A 20,468-nucleotide genomic window follows, 5' to 3' on the forward strand; every position below is an offset into this window, starting at 1 on the left:
GTCGCCGTACGCTGACAAAGTAAGTGTGTCGCCGTACGTCGACAGAGGAGCCGAGCGTGGAGATCCACACCCCACAAGCTCTTGGAGCGACCGTGCGTGGCCAGCGCCAGAGGATGCACTTGACCCAGGCGGCCCTGGCCGACGCCGCAGGTGTCTCGAGAGCATGGCTGATCGAGTTCGAGAAAGGTAAGCCCACCGTCGAACTCGGCCGGATCCTGGCCGTCATCGAGGCCCTCGGCATCACCTTGGAAGTCCGGATCGGTGACCCACCGGCGTCATCGGTACGCAGCGAACTAGACACCCTGCTCGACGAGTACAACCAGGACGACAACCATGCCTGACCTCCTCTTACTTCTGGGCAAGGACGTCGCCGGGACGGTGAGCCGCACGTCAACAGGTTCATTGGCCTTCGCCTACGACTCCTCCTACATCACCAAGGAGCCGGCGACACCGGTCTCTGTCTCGATGTCACTCCAGCTTGCGCTGCACACCGACAGCCAGATCAGCCCATGGCTGTGGGGGCTACTGCCCGACAACGACGCCGTGCTGAATCGGTGGGCGCGTGAGTTCCAGGTATCAGCCAGGTCACCCTTTGCGCTCCTCTCGACTCCGCTGGGCGAAGACTGCCCAGGGGCTGTACGACTGATTCCACCGAATCGGCTGGAAGCGATTCGGGCCGACTCGCCGACGCTCGCTGACATCGAATGGCTGACCGAGGCCCAAGTCGCCCAGCGGCTTCGAGATCTCAAGACCGATGCCACCGCCTGGCTGGGTTCCGGTGGGACCGGACGGTTCAGCCTTGCAGGGGCGCAAGCAAAGACCGCTCTCTTCCGCGACGGACAGCGGTGGGGGCAACCTCAGGGCGCGCTGGCCACCTCACACATCCTCAAGCCGGCAATCACCGGTCTGGACGATCACGACCTGAACGAGCACCTCTGCCTGTCCGCGATGCGTACTGCGGGATTGCGCGCGGTGCGGACCTGGATCGAACGCTTCGAAGACCAGAGTGCAATCGTCGTCCGTCGCTACGATCGCGCCATCCAGGGTGACGAGCAGATCCGCACCCATCAAGAAGATCTATGCCAAGCGCTCAGTGTGCACCCGGAGAACAAGTATCAGAATCAAGGCGGCCCCGGTCCTCGCGAGATCGCCGATCTGTTCCGCCGAAGCATGTCGCCTGCCGCTGCCCTCGAAGCCACCGGTCACTTCCTGGATGCCCTCGTGTGGAACTGGGTAATTGCCGGCACCGACGCACATGCGAAGAACTACTCGCTACTGCTGTCCGGGCGCGACCTGAGGCTGGCTCCGTTCTACGACGTCGCCTCAGCTTTGCCGTACGACATCGCTGAACAGAAACTGCGCCTCGCCATGAAGTTCGGTGGCGACTATCGCGTCAACCCGGGCGGCAGCCCCTGGCCCCATCTCGCGCGGGCGCTACAACTCCCTGAGGAGGTCGTTCGTCACCATGCCGACAGGGTCATCGGATCGGTACCCGATGCCTTCTCCGCTGCTGCGGCCAATCCAGAGATCCAGGCGCTTGGCAGTCCACTCCCGCAGCGTCTTCTCGACCTTGTAGCAGCACGAGCACGACGATGCGCGAGATACCTGCAGTAACTCCATGCCCGCCAGCCCGCATCACCAAGCGAGCGACGAAGGAGCACGCGCAAGCGCCCAACGCAGGAGTATGAGGGCAGGGTGGGCGGGAGCGACCGGAGCGGGGAGTGACGAAGGAGCGGACTGCGGAGGTCGCGTGGGGAGTACCTACCCGGCGTACTAGGTGGTTTGTTCGCTCATGGTCCAGACGTGGCGGAGGGATTGGCCGGCCAGGCCGTCTGGGTTCTGGGCGAAGCTTTCGACGAATTGGCTCATGTGGTCTTGCCAGCGGCGGTCTACCGGGTCGTTGGCGAGTTGGGCGACGGCGGCTTCGTAGTCGTCGCACTCGACCAGGTGGAACAGGTCGCGGCCGCTGCGCCAGATGCTCCAGTCGTGGATGCCGGCCTGGTTCATGACGGTGATCAGTTCGGGCCAGACGCGGGCGTGCTCGAGCTCGTAGGCCTCTTCGGTACCGGGGATCAGCCGGCTGTGCAGTGCTAGGCGGGTCACAATCGTGCAGGATACGCCGGGGCTTGATCGAACCGTTATCCGAACTCCCGGTGATCGTCTCGACGTGGCCGGTAGTCCCTGGCAGGTTAAGGGGCTGTTCTGGACACCGCATTCCCGGCAGGAGGACCCATGGTCGAGCGGAGCGTCCCGTGGCCGCCTGGTACGCCGAACTGGGTGGACCTCGCCGCCGATGACGCGGACGCCGCTGCCCGGTTCTATTGCGGCTTGTTCGGCTGGAAGTGCGAGCGGCAGGCCACCCGCGACTACCGAGTCTGCAAGCTGGACGGCTCGGACGTCGGCGGTATCGGCCCCAAGCAGCCCGGCACCGAGCATCTCCCGAGCCGCTGGACCACCTACCTGGCCACCGACCACCTCGACCGCACGCTCGACGCGGTGACGGCGCACGAGGGCACCGCGCTGCTCACCCGTGAGGTCGAACAACATGGCCGGATGGCGATCGCGGCCGACCCGAACGGCGCGATCTTCGGGCTGTGGCAGGCCGCCGACCACATCGGCACCGAGCGCAGTACCGATCCCGGCATGCTGGTCTGGAGCGAGGCGCTGAGCGAGGACTTCGAGACGGCGCGGGAGTTCTACACGGCCGTCTTCGACTACCGGGCCGAGGAGATCGGCGGTTACAACCGGTACGCCGCGCTGTACGCGGCCGACAAGCCCGTCGCGGGCACCGGCGAGCTCCACCCCGACTTCCCCGCCGGTACGCCGCCGCACTGGCTCCCGTACTTCGCTGCCGCTAGTACCGACCGAACGGTCGAGCAGGCCATCGCAGCAGGCGGGGAAATCCTCGGCGAGCCACTCGAAACCGACTTCGGCCGGCTGGCCGTCCTGACCGACCCCGAAGGCGCCCGCTTCGCCATCATTCAACTCGGCTGACGCCAGGAGCCAACTACTCGCGGCAGCTATGCGTCGTACGAGGGTATGGCCGGCGCCCACTGAGTATTTTCCCTCTCGTGGCAGGCTGGCCACACGCCGAAGACTGTTCCAGGTGTGTACCCGTCGCCGTGCGAGAGTTGAGAACGTGAAGCGAACTGCTGCCGTCGTCTGTCTGAGTGCCGTCCTCGTCACCGCTGGTTGTACCGACAGCAAGTCGGGCAGCGGAGGCAAGCCAGACCCCAACAACGAGAAGCAGGCCTCCGCGGAGGTCGTCAAGAACTTCGCCGCCGCCTGGGTCAAGGCGTGGGCGCCGGACGGCAAGCCCGACGAGGCGGCCGCGCTGACCGATACCCCGGCCACGTTCGGGAAGCGGCTGGACGAGGTCGACTCCGCGCTGGTCGCGCAGTCGGTCACCGTGGCGCCACAGGGCGACCCGAAGTGCTCGGACGACAACAACTGCACCCAGGATCTCGCCGTCGAGGCGATCCTGCGCGGAATCGGCACGATGAAGTGGACGAGCACCGCGGCCGCTGTGAAGACCGGTGACGCCTGGAAGATCAAGGCCTCCGGCGACACCATCTACCCGGGGCTCGGCGCGTCGAACTACCTGAAGCGCGTCCGCGCGCTGCCGGCCCGCGCATCGATCCTCGACCGCAACGGCCAGCCGCTGACCGCGAACCGCCAGGTCGTCATCGTCGGAGTTGCCTCCGGCAACGTCGCGACCGCGGCGACGTACGCGGCCTTCAAGGCCAAGCTCGACGTCGACGGCGCCAAGCTGAAGGCCCGCGCGGTCGCCGCACCGGCTGGTCAGTTCGTGGACGCGATCACGATCCGGTCGGAGGAGTGGCAGGCGCTCGCGCCGACCTTCGGCAAGCTGCCGGGCGTGCTCACGATGGGCGGCACGCAGTCGCTCGCGGAGAGCCCGACCTTCGCCCGCTCACTGCTCGGCACGATGAAGACGGCGACCGCCGAGACGCTGAAGAACGCCGGCCCGACCGCGTCGGCCGTCGACCAGGTCGGTACGACGGGCCTGCAGTACTCGTACCAGCAACAGCTCGCCGGTACGCCGGGTGGCACCGTCACCTTGCGCGACGGCAAGTCCAAGCTGACCATCAAGACCGTCTTCTCCCAGCAGGGCAAGGCCGGTACGCCGGTGAAGACCACCCTCGACCCGAAGCTGCAGCGCTTCGCCGAGGCAGCGCTGGCGACAAGCAAACTGCCGGCCTCACTGGTCGCGATCCAACCGTCGACCGGGCAGATCCTCGCCGCGGCGAACGGTCCGACCCTGACCAACTACAACCGCGCCTTCCTCGGCCGATACGCGCCCGGCTCGACGTTCAAGATCGTCACCTCGGCCGCGCTGCTCGGGAGCGGGCTGACCGTCAACACCCCGCTGCCGTGCACGAACACGATCAACGTGTTCGGCAAGACGTTCAAGAACTACGACGGCCTGGCGGCGTACGGCGCGGGCCCGATGCAGAAGGCGTTCAACCAGTCCTGCAACACCGCGTTCATCTCCCAGCACGCCCGGCTCAAGTCCGACGGGATGACGAAGGCCGCGGCGATGTTCGGTATCGGCCAGGACCTCAAGCTCTCGGTTCCGGCGTACGGCGGTGAGGTACCGGCTCCGAAGGACGACGTCGCCGAGGCGGCCTCGATGATCGGCCAGGGCACCGTCACGGCCAGCCCGCTGGCGATGGCAGTGGTCGCAGGTGCGGTCCAGCACGGTACTGCGCTCAAGCCGGTGCTCGTCCCGGGCAAGGACCCGGCCGGCGCCGCCGCCAGTCCGTTGCCTGCAGCAACCGTTGCCGCCCTCCGCACCTTCATGCGCACCACCGTCACCGGCGGCACCGCGCACGCGCTGGCCCCGTACGGCGCAGCCGCCGCCAAGACCGGTACCGCCGAAGTAGTAGCCAACGGCAAGGTCATCACCAACGGCTGGATGGTCGGCTACCGAGGCGACGTGGCCTTTGCCGTCATCGTCGAAGGCGGCATCTCCGGCGGCAAGGCAGCCGGCCCCATCCTCGCCAACTTCATCAGCAAGTTCAGCTAGTCCGTCGAGAACTGTCGGCGGCGGCCACTACCGTCGCCGACATGACTGATACCGAGCAGAGCCGGGAGGCAGTCCGGCGGTACTTCGACACGATGGCCGCCCATGACTGGGACGCCTTTGGCGCGGTGCTCGCCGACGACGTCGTCTACGAGCTGCCGCAGACCGCGGAGCGGATCACCGGGCGCGATCGGCTGGTGCGCTTCAACCGTGAATATCCTGGCGACTGGCAACTCAGCGTGAGTCGGCTGATCGTCGACGGGCAGAGCGCCGCCGGATCGATGAACTTCACCGTCGGTGAAGAGGAGATGGTCGGGCTCGTGTACCTCGAGCTCGCCGATGGGCTGATCGTCCGGGTCACCGATTTCTGGCCGGAGGCCTACGAACCGCCTGCCGGGCGGGAGCATCTGACCGAGCAAGGAGTTGGTGGACTCGACCGGCTCAGCCGTCCGGGTGGTTCCTAAGAAATCTTCGACGAGTTGTTCGACTGAGGGTTAGTGGCGGCGGCCGTGGAAGGCGGGTTCGCGTTCTTCCTCGGTGATGCCGCCCCAGACGCCGTACATCTCGCCGACGACGGCGGCGTGGTCGGCGCATTCGCGGCGGACCGGGCAGGTGCCGCAGAGTGACTTGGCGACCAGTTCGCGGGCGCGTTTTCGCAGGCCGCGTTCAGACTCGGCGGCGAAGAACAGCTCGGGATTCACGCCCTGACAGGCGGCGTGGTCCTGCCATTCCCAGTTCTCGATCATCGCGGAAGGCAGACCTTCCGGCGCCTTGGTGACCGCCCCGGCGGGCGGCTTGCGCCTCACCGGCGGTTCCAGAGTTGCTGCTCAGCCATCACAGACACCTCGTACCTGGTCGGGTTCCGCACGGCTGTCTGCATAGCCGCCGGCCCCGACCAGGTACCCAGGTTCAAACGTGGACTACTTCGCGATCACGATCCGCATCGAGGTGCCGAGCTGGCTCATCACCCGGATCGTCACCCCGGCATGCGGCACCTTCACGCCGTACGACGGGATCTTCGAGGTCCAGAAATCCTTCCGGTCGTCGAAGGCCGGTACTGCGTCCGCGCCCCGCACGTAGTTCTTCTTGCCGGCCACGGTGAGGGTGAACGAGTCCGACTTCTGCAACCCGAAGGTCGAGTCGTAGCTCTGGATCGTGCTCCGCCAGTACGCGCCGTCCAGCCGCACCCGCGGTTCCGGGTTCGCGTCGATCGGCAGCCACTGCCCCTCGCCGGGGTGCACGGCCGTCTCGTTGTTGTTCTGCGAGGTGTCCCAGTACGACACCAGCAGCCCGTCCTGGTACGGGTAGTGCTCGACCCAGTTCGGCCGCGGCGCTCCGACGAAGTTGTACGGGCCGTACTGAAGGTACCGGTTGAACGAGTTGTAGGTGTAGTTCGACGCCAGGTAGTAGTTGTCGAAGTCCCGCGTCACCGACTCCCCGGACGGCTCGAACCCGACCGCGGTCCACCCGTTCGCGCCACCCTCCGCGCCGTCGGCCAGCAGCGTCTTGCCGCCCGCCGTCAGCTTGATGTCGTCGGCGAAGAAGCCCAGCTCGTGGGTCGCGGCGTCCGTCGCGTACCGGAATCGCAGGTCGATCGTCTTCCCCGCAAAGGCGGACAGGTCGAACGACGCCGGCTGCCAGCCCTTGCTGTCCCCGTCGATCCCGTTCGCCTCGGCCGCCTTGGTGATGCTGCCCGGGATTGCCTTCCAGCCCGAGCCGTCGTTCACCTCGACGTACGCGTAGTCGCACGCGTCCGCGCCACAGTCCTCGATCTTCCAGTTGGCCTGGAAGTCGAGCGACGCCTTGCCCGCCGGGAGAGTGACCTTGCGGGTCAGCGTGTTCGACAGCTTGTCGCCCGTACCGCTCCACCACGACTTGGCACCGGTGACAGGCTTGACCAGCTGCGTCGTCACCTTCTTCTTCGGCAGTACGACGACAACGCCCTGGGCTCGTTTCGAGTTGTACTCGTGCGGCCCGAGGTCGACCGTCTTGGTCTGCCCGGCCTTCACCGTCTCGTAGTCGAGCCAGCCGAGCTGCAGCTTGTCCCAGGTACCGAGGTCCTGCGGCTTCAGCCCGATGCCGACGTCGCCCTTGGAACCCGAGCGGGACTGCGACATCACGCTCCACCAGTTCACCGGGTTCTGACTCGGCTTGCCGGAGGTGTCGTAGTGGTCCGGCAGGCCCAGGTCGTGACCGTACTCGTGCGCGAAGACGCTCAGCCCGCCGTTCTCCGGCTGGATCGTGTAGTCGCCGACCCACAGCCCGGTGCTGCCGATCTGGGTACCGCCGAGCTTGTTCGCCGACGGCCCGTTGGTGTGGTTGCTGAACGCGTACCAGCGGTGCGACCAGATCGCGTCCTCGCCCTGGCGCGGGTCACCGTCGGCCTGGTCGCCGCCGGCGTGCACGATCTGGAAGTGGTCGATGTAGCCGTCCGGCTCGTTGAAGTTGCCGTCACCGTCGTAGTCGTAGCGGTCCCACTGGTCGTACGACGCCAGCGTCGCCTTGATCTGCGCGTCGGTCTTGCCGGTCGCCTCCTGGCCCTTGACCCACTGCCCGACGGCGTCGCTGATCAGGTTCCAGGTGTTGCCGCAGATGTTGTCGTCGCAGGGGACGCCGTTGCTGCGCCCGTACCGCGCCTCGTTGTAGGGCACCTTCACCCAGTCCGAGACGGTCCCGTCGACGCTGTACCGGCCTGACGACTGCTTCTCGTAGTACGTCTTCACCGAGTCGCCTTTGCCGAAGTACAGCTGGCGATAGTGATCGGGTGAGTAGTCAGCCTGCCAGACGGTGGAGTTGTCGGTACTCCGGTCAGGCGCGGGGATCGCGTTGTGCAGTGGCCCGTCGAAGGTGGCCGGCCCGTCCGTGTTCGGGTCGGTGTCCTTGTCCGGGAAGTCCGGGTGCCGCTTGTTGCCGAACTCGGCCAGGATCACGAAGATCTTGTCCGTCTTCTCGCGCGCCAACTCGACGTACTGGTCCTTGCGCTTGGCCGCGAGCTTGTCCTGACCACTGGTCGCCGGTACGTCGACCTGCCGGCCAACCCTGACCACCTTGCTGGCGCCGCGCTGCTCAACCTTCGCCGAGCCGTTCAGCACGTTGGTCAAGGCACGTTCGCGCAGGTCGCGGCGCTTGTCCTCGAGAGCGTTGGGTAGTTCGTCCGGTCCGGCCTTGACCGCGGCCGGTCCGCTGGGGGCATCACCGTCGGCCGGAGCCGGTCCGGCGACGGACTGCGGCAACTGGCCGAGCCCGGTCAGCACCGCGAGACTCAAGACCCCGATGGCCGTCGTCCGTGCGGGTTCGAAGCGCACACATCCTCCTGGAGGTTCGCCGGCTCCCGACGGCGCAGCGGCGGCCCCGCACCAGACAGAAGCCGGTGGCAACTATCCCGCGCGAGGCTACCGCACCCAGGGTCACCGCCTGGTGACCTTGAGCGATGGCCGCCGGGGTGTCCGTTCTCGATGCGGCGACCTGCCACGGCGGTATCTTCGCCAGATGAGCACACCGTCCATCGCTCTCCGGACGCCGACCGCCGACGAGTACGACGGCTGGGTGACGCGCGGCTGCGAGGGCTACGCGGAAGAGATCGGCCCCGCCCGCGACCTCGATCCCGCGACCGCGCTGGAGACCGCCTATCAGGAGTTCGGCGCTCTGCTCCCCAAAGGCCTGGAGACCGAGAACCAGCTGGTCTGGCTGGCCTGCCACGACGGCGAGCCGGTCGGCAGCCTGTGGATCAGCACCCTGAAGAAGACCCCGTTCATCTACCTGGTCGAGGTACTCGCGGAGCAGCGCGGCAAGGGATACGGCCGGGCGATCATGCTGGCCGGCGAGGAGGAGTGCCGCCGCCGCGGCTACACCCACCTCGCCCTGAACGTCTTCGGCAGCAACAGCATCGCCACCAGCCTGTACGACTCCCTCGGCTATGTCGTCGTCACGCAGGAGATGCGCAAGGAGCTCTAGCGGCCCTTGGCGAGGTCGGCCACTGCGTCCAGGTGCTTCGGCGTCCAGCCGAGTTCACGCTTGGCGCGGTCACCGGTCATCCGCTGATCGAGGACGTACGCCTCGGCGATCGGGCCCATCCGCTCGGCCGCCTCTGCCGCGGTCAACTGCTCGAAGCGTCCCGGCCGTCCGGCCGCCTCGGCCAACGCCGGAGCCAGCTCCTTGAACGGCACGCTCTGCGCAACTCCCAGATACAGAGCTCCAGCTGGTGCATCAAGCGCAAGCACATACAGCTCGGCGATGTCCTCGACATGGACGAGCGTCGTGTGGTTCACCCCGTCATCGATCACCGGTACTGCGCCGGTCGCGCGCGCAGGCTCGACGAAGAACGCCTCGATCAACCCCGCCGACCGCCCGTAGACCAGCCCGGGCATCACCAGCACCGGCCGCGATCCGCTCGCCGCCGTCGCGAGCACGCGCGACTCGTTGTCCAACCGCCAGGCGGTGATGGCCGGCGGGTTCATCTCCGCCGTCTCGTCGATCACGCCATCGGTATCGCCGTACACCCAGACTCCACCGGTATGGACGTACGCTCCACGCCCGTCGAGCCCCTCGAGCATCGCCTCGGCCGCGGCCAGGTCGATGGTGGCTGCCTCAGGGCTGTTGACGGCGCCGAGGTGAATGACCCCATCCGCGGCCGCGGCGGCGGTACGGAGTACGGCGAGGTCCGTCAGCTCGCCGACGACCGCCTTGGCGCCGAGGGCGGTGACTGTCTCGACCGCTCGGTCGCTGCGGGCCAGCGAGGTCACCTCGTGGCCGTGCCGGAGCAGTGCCTCGATCGTCGCGCGGCCGATGTAGCCGGAACCGCCGGTCAGAAATACCTTCATCTGCGTTCCTTTCTGTCCTCTCCAGCCTCCGTTGGTCGCGCTCCGTAGTCCAAGACCTGTTCTGCCGTCTGTGATACCTCTGGGGTATGAGCACCTCACCTGGCTGGTGGTTGCTGCACGTCGACATGGACCAGTTCATCGCTGCGGTGGAGATCCGCCGTCGCCCTGAGCTGCGCGGGCTGCCGGTCGTGGTCGGCGGATCGGGTGATCCGACCCAGGCACGCCAGGTGGTCGCCACCGCGTCGTACGAGGCACGCAAGTTCGGCGTGCATTCGGGGATGCCGTTGCGGGCCGCTTTCAAGAAGTGTCCGGACGCGGTCTTTCTGCCGACCGATCCGGCCACGTACGACGCGGCCTCGGCCGAGGTGATGGACACGCTGCGGTCGTTCCCGGTGATCGTGGAGGTCTGGGGCTGGGACGAGTGCTTCGTCGGTGCGTCGACGGATGACCCTGAAGCGCTGGCGGCCGAGTTACGCGCCGCTGTCCTGGAACGGACCGGGTTGTCGTGTTCGATCGGGATCGGCGACAACAAGGTGCGGGCCAAGCTCGCAACCGGATTCGGCAAGCAGGACAGCGGAAGCGGTGAGGGTGTCTACCGGCTGACCGCGGCCAACTGGGTCGAGGTGATGGCTCATCGGCCGGTCCGTGAGCTGTGGGGTATCGGCAGCCGGATGTCGCAGAACCTCAACGAATTAGGGCTTTTCACGGTCGCCGACCTCGCGGCGGCGGACGTTGACGTGCTGACTAAGCGGTTCGGGCCGAAGATGGGCACGTGGTACCTGGCGCTCGGGCGCGGGCTCGGGGACACCGAGGTGACCGACGTACCGCGCGAACCGGTGTCGCGTAGTCATGAGGAGACGTTCGCGACCGATCTCGCCACGGCCGAGGAGGTCGCGCGAGAGCTGCGGCGGATCGCTCTGACTGTCACTCGTGAGGTGGTCGCCGAGGGGCGGAGCGTTCAGCGGATCGCGGTGAAGGTGCGGTTCACGTCGTTCTTCACTCCGATCAAGAGCCGAAAGCTACCGGAGATCACCCAGGATCCGGAGGTGGTCGCCGCGGCGGCGCTCGTGTTGCTGGAGAAGTTCGAGCTGCGCCGGCCGGTACGGCTGCTCGGCGTCCGGGTGGAGTTCCCGCGGGACTGAACTTCTCGCATTGGGTCGGCGTCCAATGGGGCATGCTCACCCGCGCAACCGTGATCGGCGTAGCTGTCGCCGTCCTTGCTACCGGCGGTCTGGCCACGGCTGCCGTGGCTCACTCGCATTCTTCGTCCGATGGTGCCTGGAGCGGGGTCGGCGGGGCCTCGGCTGTGAAGAAGTCTGCGGCTACTCACCAGAAGCCGGTCGACAAGGTGCCGGCGTTGAAGGCGGCACAGGTGCGGTACCAGCATCAGAGCTGGGGTGATTCGACGGTCGAGGCCTACATCGGCATCTGGGCTCCGACGGGCTGGAAGAAGGTGAAGCTGTCGCCGTTGGAGGCCAAGTTCACCAGCCCCAACGGCTTGTGGAACCTGCGGGTCGACGCCACCGAGAAGGACCAACTCCTCAAGGCGACCGCCGACAACCGGTACGCCGTGATCAAGGCGTCCGTCGCGGACTTCCACCTGATCTCCCGCGTCACCGGCAGCACCCGAGCCACCAACGCGAACTACCAGGGGATGGTCTTCCACCACCAGACCCTCACCTACACCTACACAGACCCCACCCGCGGCCCGCGCCTGGTCATCGACCGCTTCGTCTCCCTGGACACCAACCCCCACCCCCTCTTCGAAACCACCACCGGCGGCCGCCCCCAAGACGCCGCGGCCCTGTCAGCCGTCACCACCAAGGCAACCGAAGACTTCATCCGCCTCCCCTAGCGCCGGTTCGCCCGCCCGCTGGCAGGTTCTCGGGCCGCTGGCATGAAGCATCACGCCAGCGGCACCAAAACCAGGCAGTGAGCGCCGTTTGTCGCCGGCGGGCACAGCCGTCGCCCCGCGCCGCAGTCGGGTGGGCGGACCGCCGCGCACGCATAACCCTCGCGAACAGCACCGACGCGACCGGGGCAATCGCTGGCCTTGGGGAGTTATGCGTGCACTGGCGGGCACCGTTGCCGCCAGCAACCAAAGGCCGGGTGGGGACAGCCCGGCTGGGCGGGGTTGGGGAGGGGCGCCGTCAGGTGAGGTTGTAGGTGCGGCGGGCGGTGGTGGCGAAGATGGCGTTGCGTTCGGTGGTGGTGAGGGTGGAGGTCAGGTCTTCTGCGGCTTGGACTACCTCCGCATACGATGCGGCGAGGAGGCAGACGGGCCAGTCGGAGCCGAACATGACTCGGTCGGGGCCGAAGGCGTCGAGGACTACGTCGACGTAAGGCTGGAGGTCGGAGACCTTCCAGTCGGTCCAGGACGCCTCCGTGACCATGCCCGAGAGTTTGCAGGTGACGTTGGGTTGGGCTGCCAAGGCGCGGATGCCGGTGGCCCAGGGCTCCAGGTCGCCGCCGATGACCGGCTTCGAGATGTGATCGACGACGAACGACAGCTGCGGAAGCGCCTGCACAGTCTCCACAGCGGCAGGGAGGTGCGGAGTCTTGGTCAGCAGGTCATAGACCAGACCGGCATCGGCGACCGCTGTAAGACCAGCCCGTACGTCGTCGCGGCACAGCCACCGAACATCCGGCTCATCGTGCACCTGGTGCCGGATACCCTTCAGCCACTCGCCGTCCGGCCGTTGCTTCAGCCCCGCCAGGGCATCCGCGACATCAGCCGCGGTGAGGTCCACCCAGCCAACGACACCGGCCACCAAGTCGTTGCTAGCAGCAACTTCCAGGAACTCCGGCGTCTCGGCCGCCGCGCCGACGGTCTGCACCATCACCGTCGACGTCACGCCGGCCGCGGCCGCCAACGGCGCCAGGTCGTCGATCGAGTAGTTGCGCCGGACCGGGTCCAGCTCCGGCCCGACCATCCAGGTCTGCTCCCGAACACTCAGATCCCAGATGTGATGATGCGCATCGACTCTTCCGCTCATGCTGCTTTGGTTCCTTCCGCGTGGATGAGGCGGATGACCTGCTGGCTCATCGTGTCGTAGTCGTGGTCGTTCGGCACCTCGCCGCGGACCTGGAAGTCCCGCATCACGACCACCCGGTCGGCCAGCGTGATCATCTCCGGCAGGTCCGAGGTGATCAGCAGGATCGCCAGCCCGTTGGCCGCGAGATCCCAGATCAGCGTGTGGAAGGCGTCCTTGGTCCGCACGTCGATGCCGACGGTCGGCTCGTCGATGATCAGGATCTCTGTCTTCGCCGCCAGCCACTTGGCCAGCGACACCTTCTGCTGATTGCCGCCCGAGAGCGTGCCGGCCATTTGCTCCGCCGACGCGATCCGGATCCCGAGCTGCTCGACGTAGTCGGCGACCAGCGCCGATTCCGCCTTCTTCGGGACGTACGACAGCCCCGGGATCCGGCCCAGCCGCTTCAGCAACCGGTCCCAGACGGTGACCGCGATGTTGCGGCTCACCGACTGCTCGAGGAAGACGCCCTCCTCCTTGCGGTTCTCGGTGACGTATCCGATCTTGTGGTTCTTCAGCGCGTCCCGGACATTCCGGATCCGCACCGCCTCACCACGCACCCGTACTTCGCCCGCCGTGATCCGGTCCAGCCCGAGCAACGCCTTGGCCAGCTCGCTCCGGCCGGCGCCGACGAGTCCGTAGAGCCCGACGATCTCACCCGGCCGGACGGACAGATCCACATTCACGTGGCCGGTCGCAGTACCGACTCCTGAGAGCTCCAGCAGAGGTGCCGCCTCGGGGACAGTACGCGGCGGCAGCGTGAGCGCCTCGTGCACTCGACCGACCATCAGGTCGACGACCTGGTCACGCGTCAGGTCCGACAGGGCGCCCGACTCGAGCACCGACGAACCGTCGCGCAGCACGGTCACCGTGTCGCAGATCTGGAAGACCTCTTCGAGCTTGTGGCTGACGAACAGCACCGACCGTCCGTCGTTCTTCAGCTTCTCGACCACCCGGAAGAGCCGCTCGGCCTCGTTCGGCGTGATCGACGCGGTCGGCTCGTCGAGCAGCAGCACCCGGCTCTCCACCGAGAGCGCCTTCGCGATCTCGACCAGCTGCGCCTGCGCGACCGACAACTCCGTCACCGGCAGGTCCGGGTCGAGGTCGAGGTCCAGCTCCGCCAGCCAGCGCGAAGCCTCGGACCGGATCCGGCCGCGGTCCACCAGTCCGCGGGAGGTCGGCAGCTTCTGGAGCAGGATGTTCTCCCCGACCGTGAAGCCCGGGATCAGGTTTCGCTCCTGGTGCACCACGCCGATCCCGGCCGACGCCGACTCGTGCGGCGATCCGAAGGCCACCTCTTGCCCGTCGAGCAGGAGCCGCCCGCCGTCCGGCTTGTAGAGCCCGGTGATCACTTTGATCAGCGTCGACTTGCCGGCGCCGTTCTCACCCAGCAGCGCATGCACCGAGCCCGCTTCAAGCTTCAGCGTCACGCCGTCGAGCGCCCGGACACCCGGGAACAGTTTGTCCACCTCAGAGGCTTCGAAGAGCGTCATGAGACACCTCCGGCGACAGCCGCGTCCGGCGCTTTGACGACGGTTCTTCGCTCTTGCCTACGGGTTCGGACCTGGCCGAGCACCACCGAGCCCAGTACGACGGTGCCGACGACGAAGTTCACCCAGCTCGGTTCGAGCGAGAACTCGGCCCGGGCCGTGTCGACGAACCGCACGATGAAGGCGGCGAGCACGGTACCGAGCACGACGGCCGAGCCACCGGTCAGCAGGGCGCCACCGATGATCGGCGCGGCGAAGCTCGGCAGCAGCCAGTCGCCACCGATGCTCTTGTTCACGCCGGGCGACGACGCGATGGTCAGGATCGCCGCGACGCCGAGGATGGCGCCCGACAGCGTGTGCGCGATGATCACCGACCGGTCGTTGGAGATCCCGGAAAGCCTTGCGGCGATGGGGTTTCCGCCCGAGGCGAGCAGTTGCCGCCCCGGTACCGTCCGGCGCAACATCAGCGCGAGCAGTCCGGCCACCACCAACGCGACCAGGAAGATCAACGGGAGCACCCCGAACACGGCGTACGAGCCGAAGCTCTTCAGGCCTTGGGGATACGCGTCGACGGTGCGCGTGCCGACCAGCCGGTACTGGACGCCGAGCAGCACGGTCATCGTGGCCAGCGTGACGATGAACCCGTTGATCCGGGTGAGCACCACGAGCAGGCCGTTCGCCAGGCCGGCCAGCGCTGCGAGCAGGAAGCCGATCAGCAGCGCGAGCGGGACGGGCACACCGTGGTCGGCCATCAGCACGCCCATCGCGCACGCGGCGAACCCGCCGACGGCACCGACGGCGAGGTTGAGTTGACCCACGGCTAAGACCACCATCTGAGCCAATCCGATCAGGACCGGCACCGCAAGGAACTGAAGGAGCACTCGCAGTGAATTCGCCTCGAGCAGATCACCCTGCGAGGCGATCACCAGGAAGACAAAGAACACCACGCCGATGACCAGCAAGGTCATCTCGGTCGTCCGCGCGAATCTCAGCAGCGACTTCATCGTTCCTTCACCCCCTGCCGGTCGGACAGCACTGTTCGGAACCGGTCGGTCGACAAGGCGACGAGCAGGATCAGCCCGAGATAGATGTTCAGGCTCTCCAGTCCAACCCCCAAGAGATCAAGGCCTTTCCGGATCACGGTCGTCAGCGCGGTACCGAGCAACGTCCCCCAGATGGAGATGAACCCGCCCGCCAGCAACGTCCCGCCGAGGATCGGTCCGAGGAACGACGGCAGCATGAACTCCTCACCGATCGTCGCCTTGATCGATCCGGTGCTCACCGCGAGCATGAAGCCCGCCAGCGCCGCCAGGCAGCCCGACATCGCATGCGCGGTGATCACCCGGCGGGCGGTCGGGATGCCCGACAGTTCGGCCGCCTTCACCGACGTACCGGTCATCAACAGCTCACGGCCGAGCTTGGTGCGGCTGTAGATCCAGCCGACCACGATCATCGCGATCACGGCGAACATCGCCAGCTGCGGTACCGCGGGCGATCCGCAGACGTTGCCGATGCAGACGTCCGCCAGGGAGTAGTTGCGCAGCTCGCGCATCCCCGGCGGCTTGGTGACGAAGGCGGCGTTGTCGGTCAGCCCGGTGTAGACGAGGGGGATCAACCCGAGCAGCAGGAAGTCGAGTGCGAGCGTGACGACGAAGGAGTTCACGCCGGTCTTGGCGATGACCCAGCCCGCGAGCGCGCCGATCGCAGCCCCGGCGACCAGGCCGACCAGCAGTCCGGCGTACAGGCTGAAGTGCCACAGGTCGTACGAGATGCCGGTGATCATCATCGAGAAGGCCGCCATCCGGCCGACGGCGAGGTTCATGTGGCCGATCGACAGCACGCACATCTGGGCCAGGCCGACGACGGTGAACATCGCGATGTCACGCAGCAGCGGGAAGACGACGAGCTGCTGGTTGAAGAACGCCGGGCGCAGGATCCCGAACAGGGCGGACAGCGCCACGACCAGGATCAGCAGGCCGATCCGCTGGTTCGCCCACCACGGAGTACGACCTCCGCGCGGTTGCTCGACGGGCGCGTCCGGTTCCTGCAGGGCCGCGGTGGCTGTCTCCGAGACGGGTGCGCTCACGAGACCCGCCGGTCGTCGATCGCGTCGCGGTCCCAGTCGATCCCGAGCCCCGGCTCGTCCGGCGCGACGGCATGCCCGTCGGCGATCTCCATCTCGGTCTTCGTGATCGCCCGCAACTGCGGGATGTGTTCGACGTACCGGCCGTTCGGTACCGCCGCAGTCAGGCTCACGTGGAGCTCCATCAGGAAGTGCGGGCAGACCTCGAGGTTGAAGGTCTCGGCCAGGTGTGCCACCTTCAGCCACGGGGTGATGCCGCCGATCCGGGCGACGTCGACCTGGACGATGCCGGCCGCGCCCGCGGCGACGTACTCGCGGAACTGCGAGATCGAGTACATCGACTCGCCGACCGCGATCGGGATCGAGGTCGACTCGGCCAGCCGGACGTGCCCGGTCAGGTCGTCGGCCGGCAACGGCTCCTCGAACCAGCTCAGGTCGAGCGGCTCGAAGGCCCGCGCGCGGCGTTTCGCCTCGGCGTACGTCATCGACTGGTTGGCGTCGACCATGATGTCGAGGGCCGGCCCGACAGCATCCCGTACCGCCGACAGCCGCTCGAGGTCCTCGTGGACGCGCGGCTTGCCCACCTTGAGCTTCACCCCGGGCCAGCCGGCCTTCTGCGACTCGAGCGCACCGGCGACGAGCTGGTCCGTTGTCAGGTGCAACCAACCGCCCTCGGTGTCGTACAGCGGGACCCGTTGGCGGAACCCGCCCGCAAGACGCCAGAGCGGCTCGTCGGCCCGGCGGCAGCGCAGATCCCACAGGGCGGTGTCGACGGAGGCCAGCGCGAGCGAGGTGATCGCTCCGACCGTGGTCGCCCGGGTGGAGGCGAACAGGTCGAACCAGATCGCCTCCACGTTGCGGGCGTCGGCCCCGATCAGCCGCGGCAGCAGGTGGTCCCGCAGCATCGCGAGGATCGACGTACCACCGTTGCCGATCGTGTAGGAGTAGCCGAGCCCGACGTACCCGTCGGTGGTCTCCAGCTCGACGAAGACTGTCTCCTGCTTGAGGAAGGCCTGCACCGCGTCGGTCCGGACGGTCTCCACCTCGAGGTCCACCAGGAAGGCCTCGGCGCGGCTGATCGTTGTCTTGGGCAAGATGTGCGCTCCGGTCACTTGCAGCTCAGCTGGGCCGCGAAGTCCTTCTGCAGCTCGGTCGTCTTGGCCTTGCGCTCGGCGTCGTAGGTGTCGACGTTGGCCTTGGTGACGACGAACGAACCGGAGTCGACGATCACGCCGGGCGTCTTCATCGTGCACTGCTTGGAGCCGAGCAGGGCGAGCAGCCAGCCGCCGACGTACGCCTGGCCGACCGGGTTCTGGGTGACCGTCGCGGCGACGCCGCCGGACTTGATCCCGGACAGGATCTTGGCGTCGTCGTCGATCGCCACCACCTTGATCGGAAGCTTGCTGCTGGCAACCCCGTCAGCCGCGGCGACGGCCGGGTTGTAGGCGGTGGTGACGATGCCCTTGATCTCCTTGCCCTTCGAGGCAAGCAGGTCGGCGACCGCCTTCTGCGCGGTCTGCAGGTCCTTGTCGATGTCGGTGATCACCGGCAGCTCGGTGACCTTGCCGTTGGTCTCCGCGATCGCCTTCTTCACGCCGGCGATCCGGCGCTGGGTGTTCGAGTCGACGTTGTTGCCGGTCAGGTGCACGATCGTGCCCGAGCCGCCGATCGCCTCGATCGTCGCCTTGGTCGCCTTGTACGCCGCCGCCTCGACGTCCGTGGACAGGCAGAAGTCGGCCGAGTTGGTGTCACCGGCCGGGCAGGACGCGAGCGAACCGACCGCGAACCCCTTGCCCTTCAGGTCCTCGAAGGTGGAGTTGATGTCGGTCGGGGACACCCCGAAGATGCCGAACGCGTTGTAGCCCTGGGCGGCGAGCGAGTTGATCACGTTGTTCTGCTTGCCCTGGTCCCACTCGCCGGTTTCATTGAACGTCACACCACCGAGCTTGAAGTCGGTCTTGTCCAGGTCGGCGGTGGTCTTCCAGGGCTGGAAATAGGGGTGCGCGCCGCCGGGGATGAGGGCAAGCTTGACGCTGGAGCCGTCCTTGAGCTCGACCGGGCCGGTCGACGTACCGGTGGAGGCGTCGTCTCCGGTGGTACCGGTGGAGTCATTTGAGCTCTTGGTGCTGCAGCCGGTTGCGGCCAGCGCAACGACGGCCAGCCCGACGGCGGTTTTCCGGTAGATCGAGTGGACGGTCATGGCGCTGGCTCCTCAAAGATCCTATAGGATATTGCGTAGCTGATGCTGCCGCTTCACACTGGTGGCGTCAAGACTTGTCGTCATAACGACTGTGCACACCCGCCGGTCGGGCATGATGGGGGCTTCGGGAGGAGCGACGGTGACAGATGCGCATGTGGGTCTGGCGGGGCAGCTCGCTCGCCTGCCTCAGCGACAGGTACTGAGCGACGACGTCTACGAGACCGTCAAGGGCCTGATCATGGACAGCGTGGTCGAGCCGGGCACCCGGCTGAACATCGACGCGCTGACCCGGGAGCTGGGCATCTCCCAGACGCCGATCCGCGAGTCGCTGGCCCGGCTGGAGTCCGACGGGCTGGTGATCAAGGAGCCGCTGCGGGGGTACCGGGTGTCTTCCCGGCTGACCCGGGAGGAGTTCGAGGACCTCTTCGAGTACCGGCTGCACATCGAGCCGTGGGCGGCCGGACGAGCGGCTGAGCGGACCGGGGCGGACGATATGGCCCGGCTCAAGGACGAGATGTTGAGCTATACCGACGTACCGGATCGTCCTGACTACGACAGTTACAAGGCGATGGCCGCACACGATCAACGGTTCCATGACCTGGTACTGGAGCTGTCCGGCAACGAGACGGCTCGGCAGTCTTTCGCGCGCACGCACTGCCACCTGCACCTGTTCCGCCTGTACTACGGCGGCGGGATCGCGACCAAGGCGTTGCGCGAGCACAAGACCGTCGTGGCCGCCGTTCGCAAGGGCGATCCCCTTGAGGCGGCTGCTGCGATGAAGGCACATATCGAAGCGTCCCGGGCCCGGTTGCGGCCTGTGTTCGATCAACTCTGACCACTTCTTAGGAGTGTTTGTGGAACTGCTGCGCCTCGGCGCGGTCGGTGAGGAGCGCCCGTACGTGCGCGCCACCGACGGCACCGTCTACGACCTGAGCTCCGTCACCGCCGACATCGACGGCGCCTTCCTCGCCTCGGACGGGATCGCCCGGGTGCGTTCAGCTTTGGAGGCCGGCTCGCTCGCGGCCGCTTCGGTCGAGGGGCTCCGCGTGGGCGCCCCGATCGCGAAGCCGGGCGCCGTCGTCTGCATCGGCCTGAACTACGCGGCCCACGCGGCCGAGTCGGGCGCCGAGCCGCCGAAGAATCCGGTCGTCTTCTACAAGCACCCGAACACGGTCGTCGGCCCTCATGACGACATCCTCGTTCCCCGCGGCTCGACGAAGACCGACTGGGAGGTCGAGCTCGCCGTCGTCATCGGCAAGACCGCCCGCTACCTGTCCACCGACGAAGAGGCACTCGCCTGCATCGCCGGCTACACGGTCTCCAACGACGTCTCCGAACGCGCCCTGCAGCTCGAGGTGTCCGGCGGCCAATGGTCCAAGGGCAAGTCCTGCGAAACCTTCAACCCCCTCGGCCCTTCGCTGATCCCGGCCGACGAAATCTCCGACCCGCAGGACCTGGCCCTGAAGTCCTGGGTCAACGGCGAGGTCCGCCAGAACTCCAACACCCGCGACATGATCTTCTCGGTGGCGGCGTTGATCCGCGACCTCTCGCAGTACATGACCCTCGACCCGGGTGACCTCGTCAACACCGGTACTCCGGAAGGCGTAGCCCTCTCCGGCCGCTTCCCGTACCTGTCCCCCGGCGACACCGTCGAATGCGAAATCCAAGGCCTAGGCAAACAATCCCAAACCCTCACCAAAGCCTGACCCCCGGAGCTGCGTGGGGTGGCTAATCCCCCACGCAGCCTCCGCCCGGCCGCGGCCACCCGCGCCAGCGTCAGGCGGAGATGCCCTGGCCGA

20 protein-coding genes are annotated in these 20,468 nt (G+C 67.1%); 10 read left to right on the forward strand and 10 right to left on the reverse strand.

Annotated elements, in window-relative coordinates; translation table 11 throughout:
• The first annotated feature begins 56 nt into the window (after positions 1-56).
• Together OHA70_RS10250 and OHA70_RS10255 are read left to right on the forward strand one after the other, a co-directional pair.
• Positions 57-341 (forward strand): helix-turn-helix domain-containing protein, encoded by a 285-nt coding sequence (locus tag OHA70_RS10250; protein ID WP_328331004.1) that lies wholly within the window; start codon positions 57-59, stop codon positions 339-341.
• Complete coding sequence (locus OHA70_RS10255) at positions 334-1,614, forward strand: type II toxin-antitoxin system HipA family toxin (RefSeq protein WP_328331006.1); 1,281 nt, start codon at positions 334-336, stop codon at positions 1,612-1,614. Before OHA70_RS10250 ends, OHA70_RS10255 begins: the two co-directional genes overlap by 8 nt.
• 159 nt (positions 1,615-1,773) lie before the next feature.
• Here the strand turns inward: OHA70_RS10255 and OHA70_RS10260 are convergent, their stop codons facing one another.
• A complete protein-coding gene (locus tag OHA70_RS10260; protein ID WP_328331008.1) occupies positions 1,774-2,103 on the reverse strand; it encodes an L-rhamnose mutarotase in 330 nt (109 codons plus the stop codon).
• 129 nt (positions 2,104-2,232) lie between these two features.
• On the opposite strand from OHA70_RS10260, the gene OHA70_RS10265 reads away from it, so the two are divergent.
• The 3 genes from OHA70_RS10265 (at position 2,233) to OHA70_RS10275 (ending at position 5,508) form a co-directional block, all read left to right on the forward strand.
• Positions 2,233-2,994 (forward strand): VOC family protein, encoded by a 762-nt coding sequence (locus tag OHA70_RS10265; RefSeq protein ID WP_328331010.1) that lies wholly within the window; start codon positions 2,233-2,235, stop codon positions 2,992-2,994.
• Positions 2,995-3,139: 145 nt separating this feature from the next.
• Positions 3,140-5,047 carry a penicillin-binding transpeptidase domain-containing protein gene (locus OHA70_RS10270; protein ID WP_328331012.1) on the forward strand — a complete coding sequence of 636 codons (1,908 nt, stop codon included), beginning with the start codon at positions 3,140-3,142 and terminating at the stop codon, positions 5,045-5,047.
• 41 nt (positions 5,048-5,088) lie between these two features.
• Positions 5,089-5,508 (forward strand): nuclear transport factor 2 family protein, encoded by a 420-nt coding sequence (locus tag OHA70_RS10275; protein ID WP_328331014.1) that lies wholly within the window; start codon positions 5,089-5,091, stop codon positions 5,506-5,508.
• A 30-nt stretch (positions 5,509-5,538) separates the two neighbouring features.
• On the opposite strand, the gene OHA70_RS10280 is transcribed toward OHA70_RS10275, so the two are convergent.
• The gene (locus tag OHA70_RS10280; protein ID WP_363826562.1) at positions 5,539-5,850 is read right to left on the reverse strand and encodes a WhiB family transcriptional regulator; all 312 of its coding nucleotides are present in this window, start codon (positions 5,848-5,850) and stop codon (positions 5,539-5,541) included.
• A 114-nt stretch (positions 5,851-5,964) separates the two neighbouring features.
• Positions 5,965-8,349: an immune inhibitor A domain-containing protein gene (locus tag OHA70_RS10285; protein WP_328331016.1), complete on the reverse strand. Its 2,385-nt coding sequence runs from the start codon at positions 8,347-8,349 to the stop codon at positions 5,965-5,967.
• A gap of 184 nt (positions 8,350-8,533) precedes the next feature.
• Here OHA70_RS10285 and OHA70_RS10290 point away from each other — a divergent pair, with 184 nt between their 5' ends.
• The gene (locus tag OHA70_RS10290) at positions 8,534-8,998 is read left to right on the forward strand and encodes a GNAT family N-acetyltransferase (protein ID WP_328331018.1); all 465 of its coding nucleotides are present in this window, start codon (positions 8,534-8,536) and stop codon (positions 8,996-8,998) included.
• On the opposite strand, the gene OHA70_RS10295 is transcribed toward OHA70_RS10290, so the two are convergent.
• Positions 8,995-9,864, reverse strand: a complete 870-nt coding sequence (locus tag OHA70_RS10295) for an NAD-dependent epimerase/dehydratase family protein (protein ID WP_328331020.1) — start codon at positions 9,862-9,864, stop codon at positions 8,995-8,997. The genes OHA70_RS10290 and OHA70_RS10295 overlap by 4 nt on opposite strands.
• A gap of 86 nt (positions 9,865-9,950) precedes the next feature.
• Between OHA70_RS10295 and OHA70_RS10300 the strand changes: the two genes are divergently transcribed.
• Together OHA70_RS10300 and OHA70_RS10305 are read left to right on the forward strand one after the other, a co-directional pair.
• Positions 9,951-11,006, forward strand: coding sequence for a DNA polymerase IV (locus tag OHA70_RS10300; RefSeq protein WP_328331022.1), 1,056 nt, complete (start codon positions 9,951-9,953; stop codon positions 11,004-11,006).
• Between the two features lie 32 nt (positions 11,007-11,038).
• A complete protein-coding gene (locus OHA70_RS10305; RefSeq protein WP_328331024.1) occupies positions 11,039-11,719 on the forward strand; it encodes a hypothetical protein in 681 nt (226 codons plus the stop codon).
• Positions 11,720-12,014: 295 nt separating this feature from the next.
• On the opposite strand, the gene OHA70_RS10310 is transcribed toward OHA70_RS10305, so the two are convergent.
• The 6 genes from OHA70_RS10310 to OHA70_RS10335 are packed head-to-tail and all read right to left on the reverse strand — an operon-like array spanning position 12,015 to position 18,669.
• Positions 12,015-12,860: an amidohydrolase family protein gene (locus OHA70_RS10310; protein WP_328331026.1), complete on the reverse strand. Its 846-nt coding sequence runs from the start codon at positions 12,858-12,860 to the stop codon at positions 12,015-12,017.
• Entirely contained in the window at positions 12,857-14,389 is a 1,533-nt protein-coding gene (locus tag OHA70_RS10315) for a sugar ABC transporter ATP-binding protein (protein ID WP_328331028.1), read from the reverse strand. Before OHA70_RS10315 ends, OHA70_RS10310 begins: the two co-directional genes overlap by 4 nt.
• Positions 14,386-15,390, reverse strand: a complete 1,005-nt coding sequence (locus OHA70_RS10320; protein WP_328331030.1) for an ABC transporter permease — start codon at positions 15,388-15,390, stop codon at positions 14,386-14,388. Before OHA70_RS10320 ends, OHA70_RS10315 begins: the two co-directional genes overlap by 4 nt.
• Entirely contained in the window at positions 15,387-16,472 is a 1,086-nt protein-coding gene (locus OHA70_RS10325) for an ABC transporter permease (RefSeq protein ID WP_328331032.1), read from the reverse strand. The genes OHA70_RS10320 and OHA70_RS10325 overlap by 4 nt, the downstream gene beginning before the upstream one ends.
• On the reverse strand, positions 16,469-17,563 hold the full coding sequence (locus tag OHA70_RS10330) for a mandelate racemase/muconate lactonizing enzyme family protein (RefSeq protein ID WP_328331034.1): 1,095 nt from the start codon (positions 17,561-17,563) through the stop codon (positions 16,469-16,471). Before OHA70_RS10330 ends, OHA70_RS10325 begins: the two co-directional genes overlap by 4 nt.
• A 14-nt stretch (positions 17,564-17,577) precedes the next feature.
• Positions 17,578-18,669 (reverse strand): sugar ABC transporter substrate-binding protein, encoded by a 1,092-nt coding sequence (locus OHA70_RS10335; RefSeq protein ID WP_328331035.1) that lies wholly within the window; start codon positions 18,667-18,669, stop codon positions 17,578-17,580.
• 139 nt (positions 18,670-18,808) lie between these two features.
• Between OHA70_RS10335 and OHA70_RS10340 the strand changes: the two genes are divergently transcribed.
• Both OHA70_RS10340 and OHA70_RS10345 read left to right on the forward strand, forming a co-directional pair.
• Complete coding sequence (locus tag OHA70_RS10340; RefSeq protein WP_328331037.1) at positions 18,809-19,504, forward strand: GntR family transcriptional regulator; 696 nt, start codon at positions 18,809-18,811, stop codon at positions 19,502-19,504.
• A 19-nt stretch (positions 19,505-19,523) separates the two neighbouring features.
• Positions 19,524-20,375 (forward strand): fumarylacetoacetate hydrolase family protein, encoded by an 852-nt coding sequence (locus tag OHA70_RS10345; protein WP_328331039.1) that lies wholly within the window; start codon positions 19,524-19,526, stop codon positions 20,373-20,375.
• Positions 20,376-20,468 lie beyond the last annotated feature (93 nt).

This window comes from Kribbella sp. NBC_00382, assembly GCF_036067295.1.
Classification (GTDB): domain Bacteria; phylum Actinomycetota; class Actinomycetes; order Propionibacteriales; family Kribbellaceae; genus Kribbella.

Bases quoted from the DNA above. Each gene is read 5' to 3' on its own strand.
- OHA70_RS10255 (WP_328331006.1), top strand. From the start codon at position 334: ATGCCTGACCTCCTCTTACTTCTGGGCAAGGACGTCGCCGGGACGGTG.
- OHA70_RS10275 (WP_328331014.1), top strand. From the start codon at position 5,089: ATGACTGATACCGAGCAGAGCCGGGAGGCAGTCCGGCGGTACTTCGAC.
- OHA70_RS10315 (WP_328331028.1), bottom strand. From the start codon at position 14,389: ATGACGCTCTTCGAAGCCTCTGAGGTGGACAAACTGTTCCCGGGTGTC.
- OHA70_RS10320 (WP_328331030.1), bottom strand. From the start codon at position 15,390: ATGAAGTCGCTGCTGAGATTCGCGCGGACGACCGAGATGACCTTGCTG.
- OHA70_RS10295 (WP_328331020.1), bottom strand. From the start codon at position 9,864: ATGAAGGTATTTCTGACCGGCGGTTCCGGCTACATCGGCCGCGCGACG.
- OHA70_RS10305 (WP_328331024.1), top strand. From the start codon at position 11,039: ATGCTCACCCGCGCAACCGTGATCGGCGTAGCTGTCGCCGTCCTTGCT.
- OHA70_RS10265 (WP_328331010.1), top strand. From the start codon at position 2,233: ATGGTCGAGCGGAGCGTCCCGTGGCCGCCTGGTACGCCGAACTGGGTG.
- OHA70_RS10300 (WP_328331022.1), top strand. From the start codon at position 9,951: ATGAGCACCTCACCTGGCTGGTGGTTGCTGCACGTCGACATGGACCAG.
- OHA70_RS10335 (WP_328331035.1), bottom strand. From the start codon at position 18,669: ATGACCGTCCACTCGATCTACCGGAAAACCGCCGTCGGGCTGGCCGTC.
- OHA70_RS10310 (WP_328331026.1), bottom strand. From the start codon at position 12,860: ATGAGCGGAAGAGTCGATGCGCATCATCACATCTGGGATCTGAGTGTT.
- OHA70_RS10290 (WP_328331018.1), top strand. From the start codon at position 8,534: ATGAGCACACCGTCCATCGCTCTCCGGACGCCGACCGCCGACGAGTAC.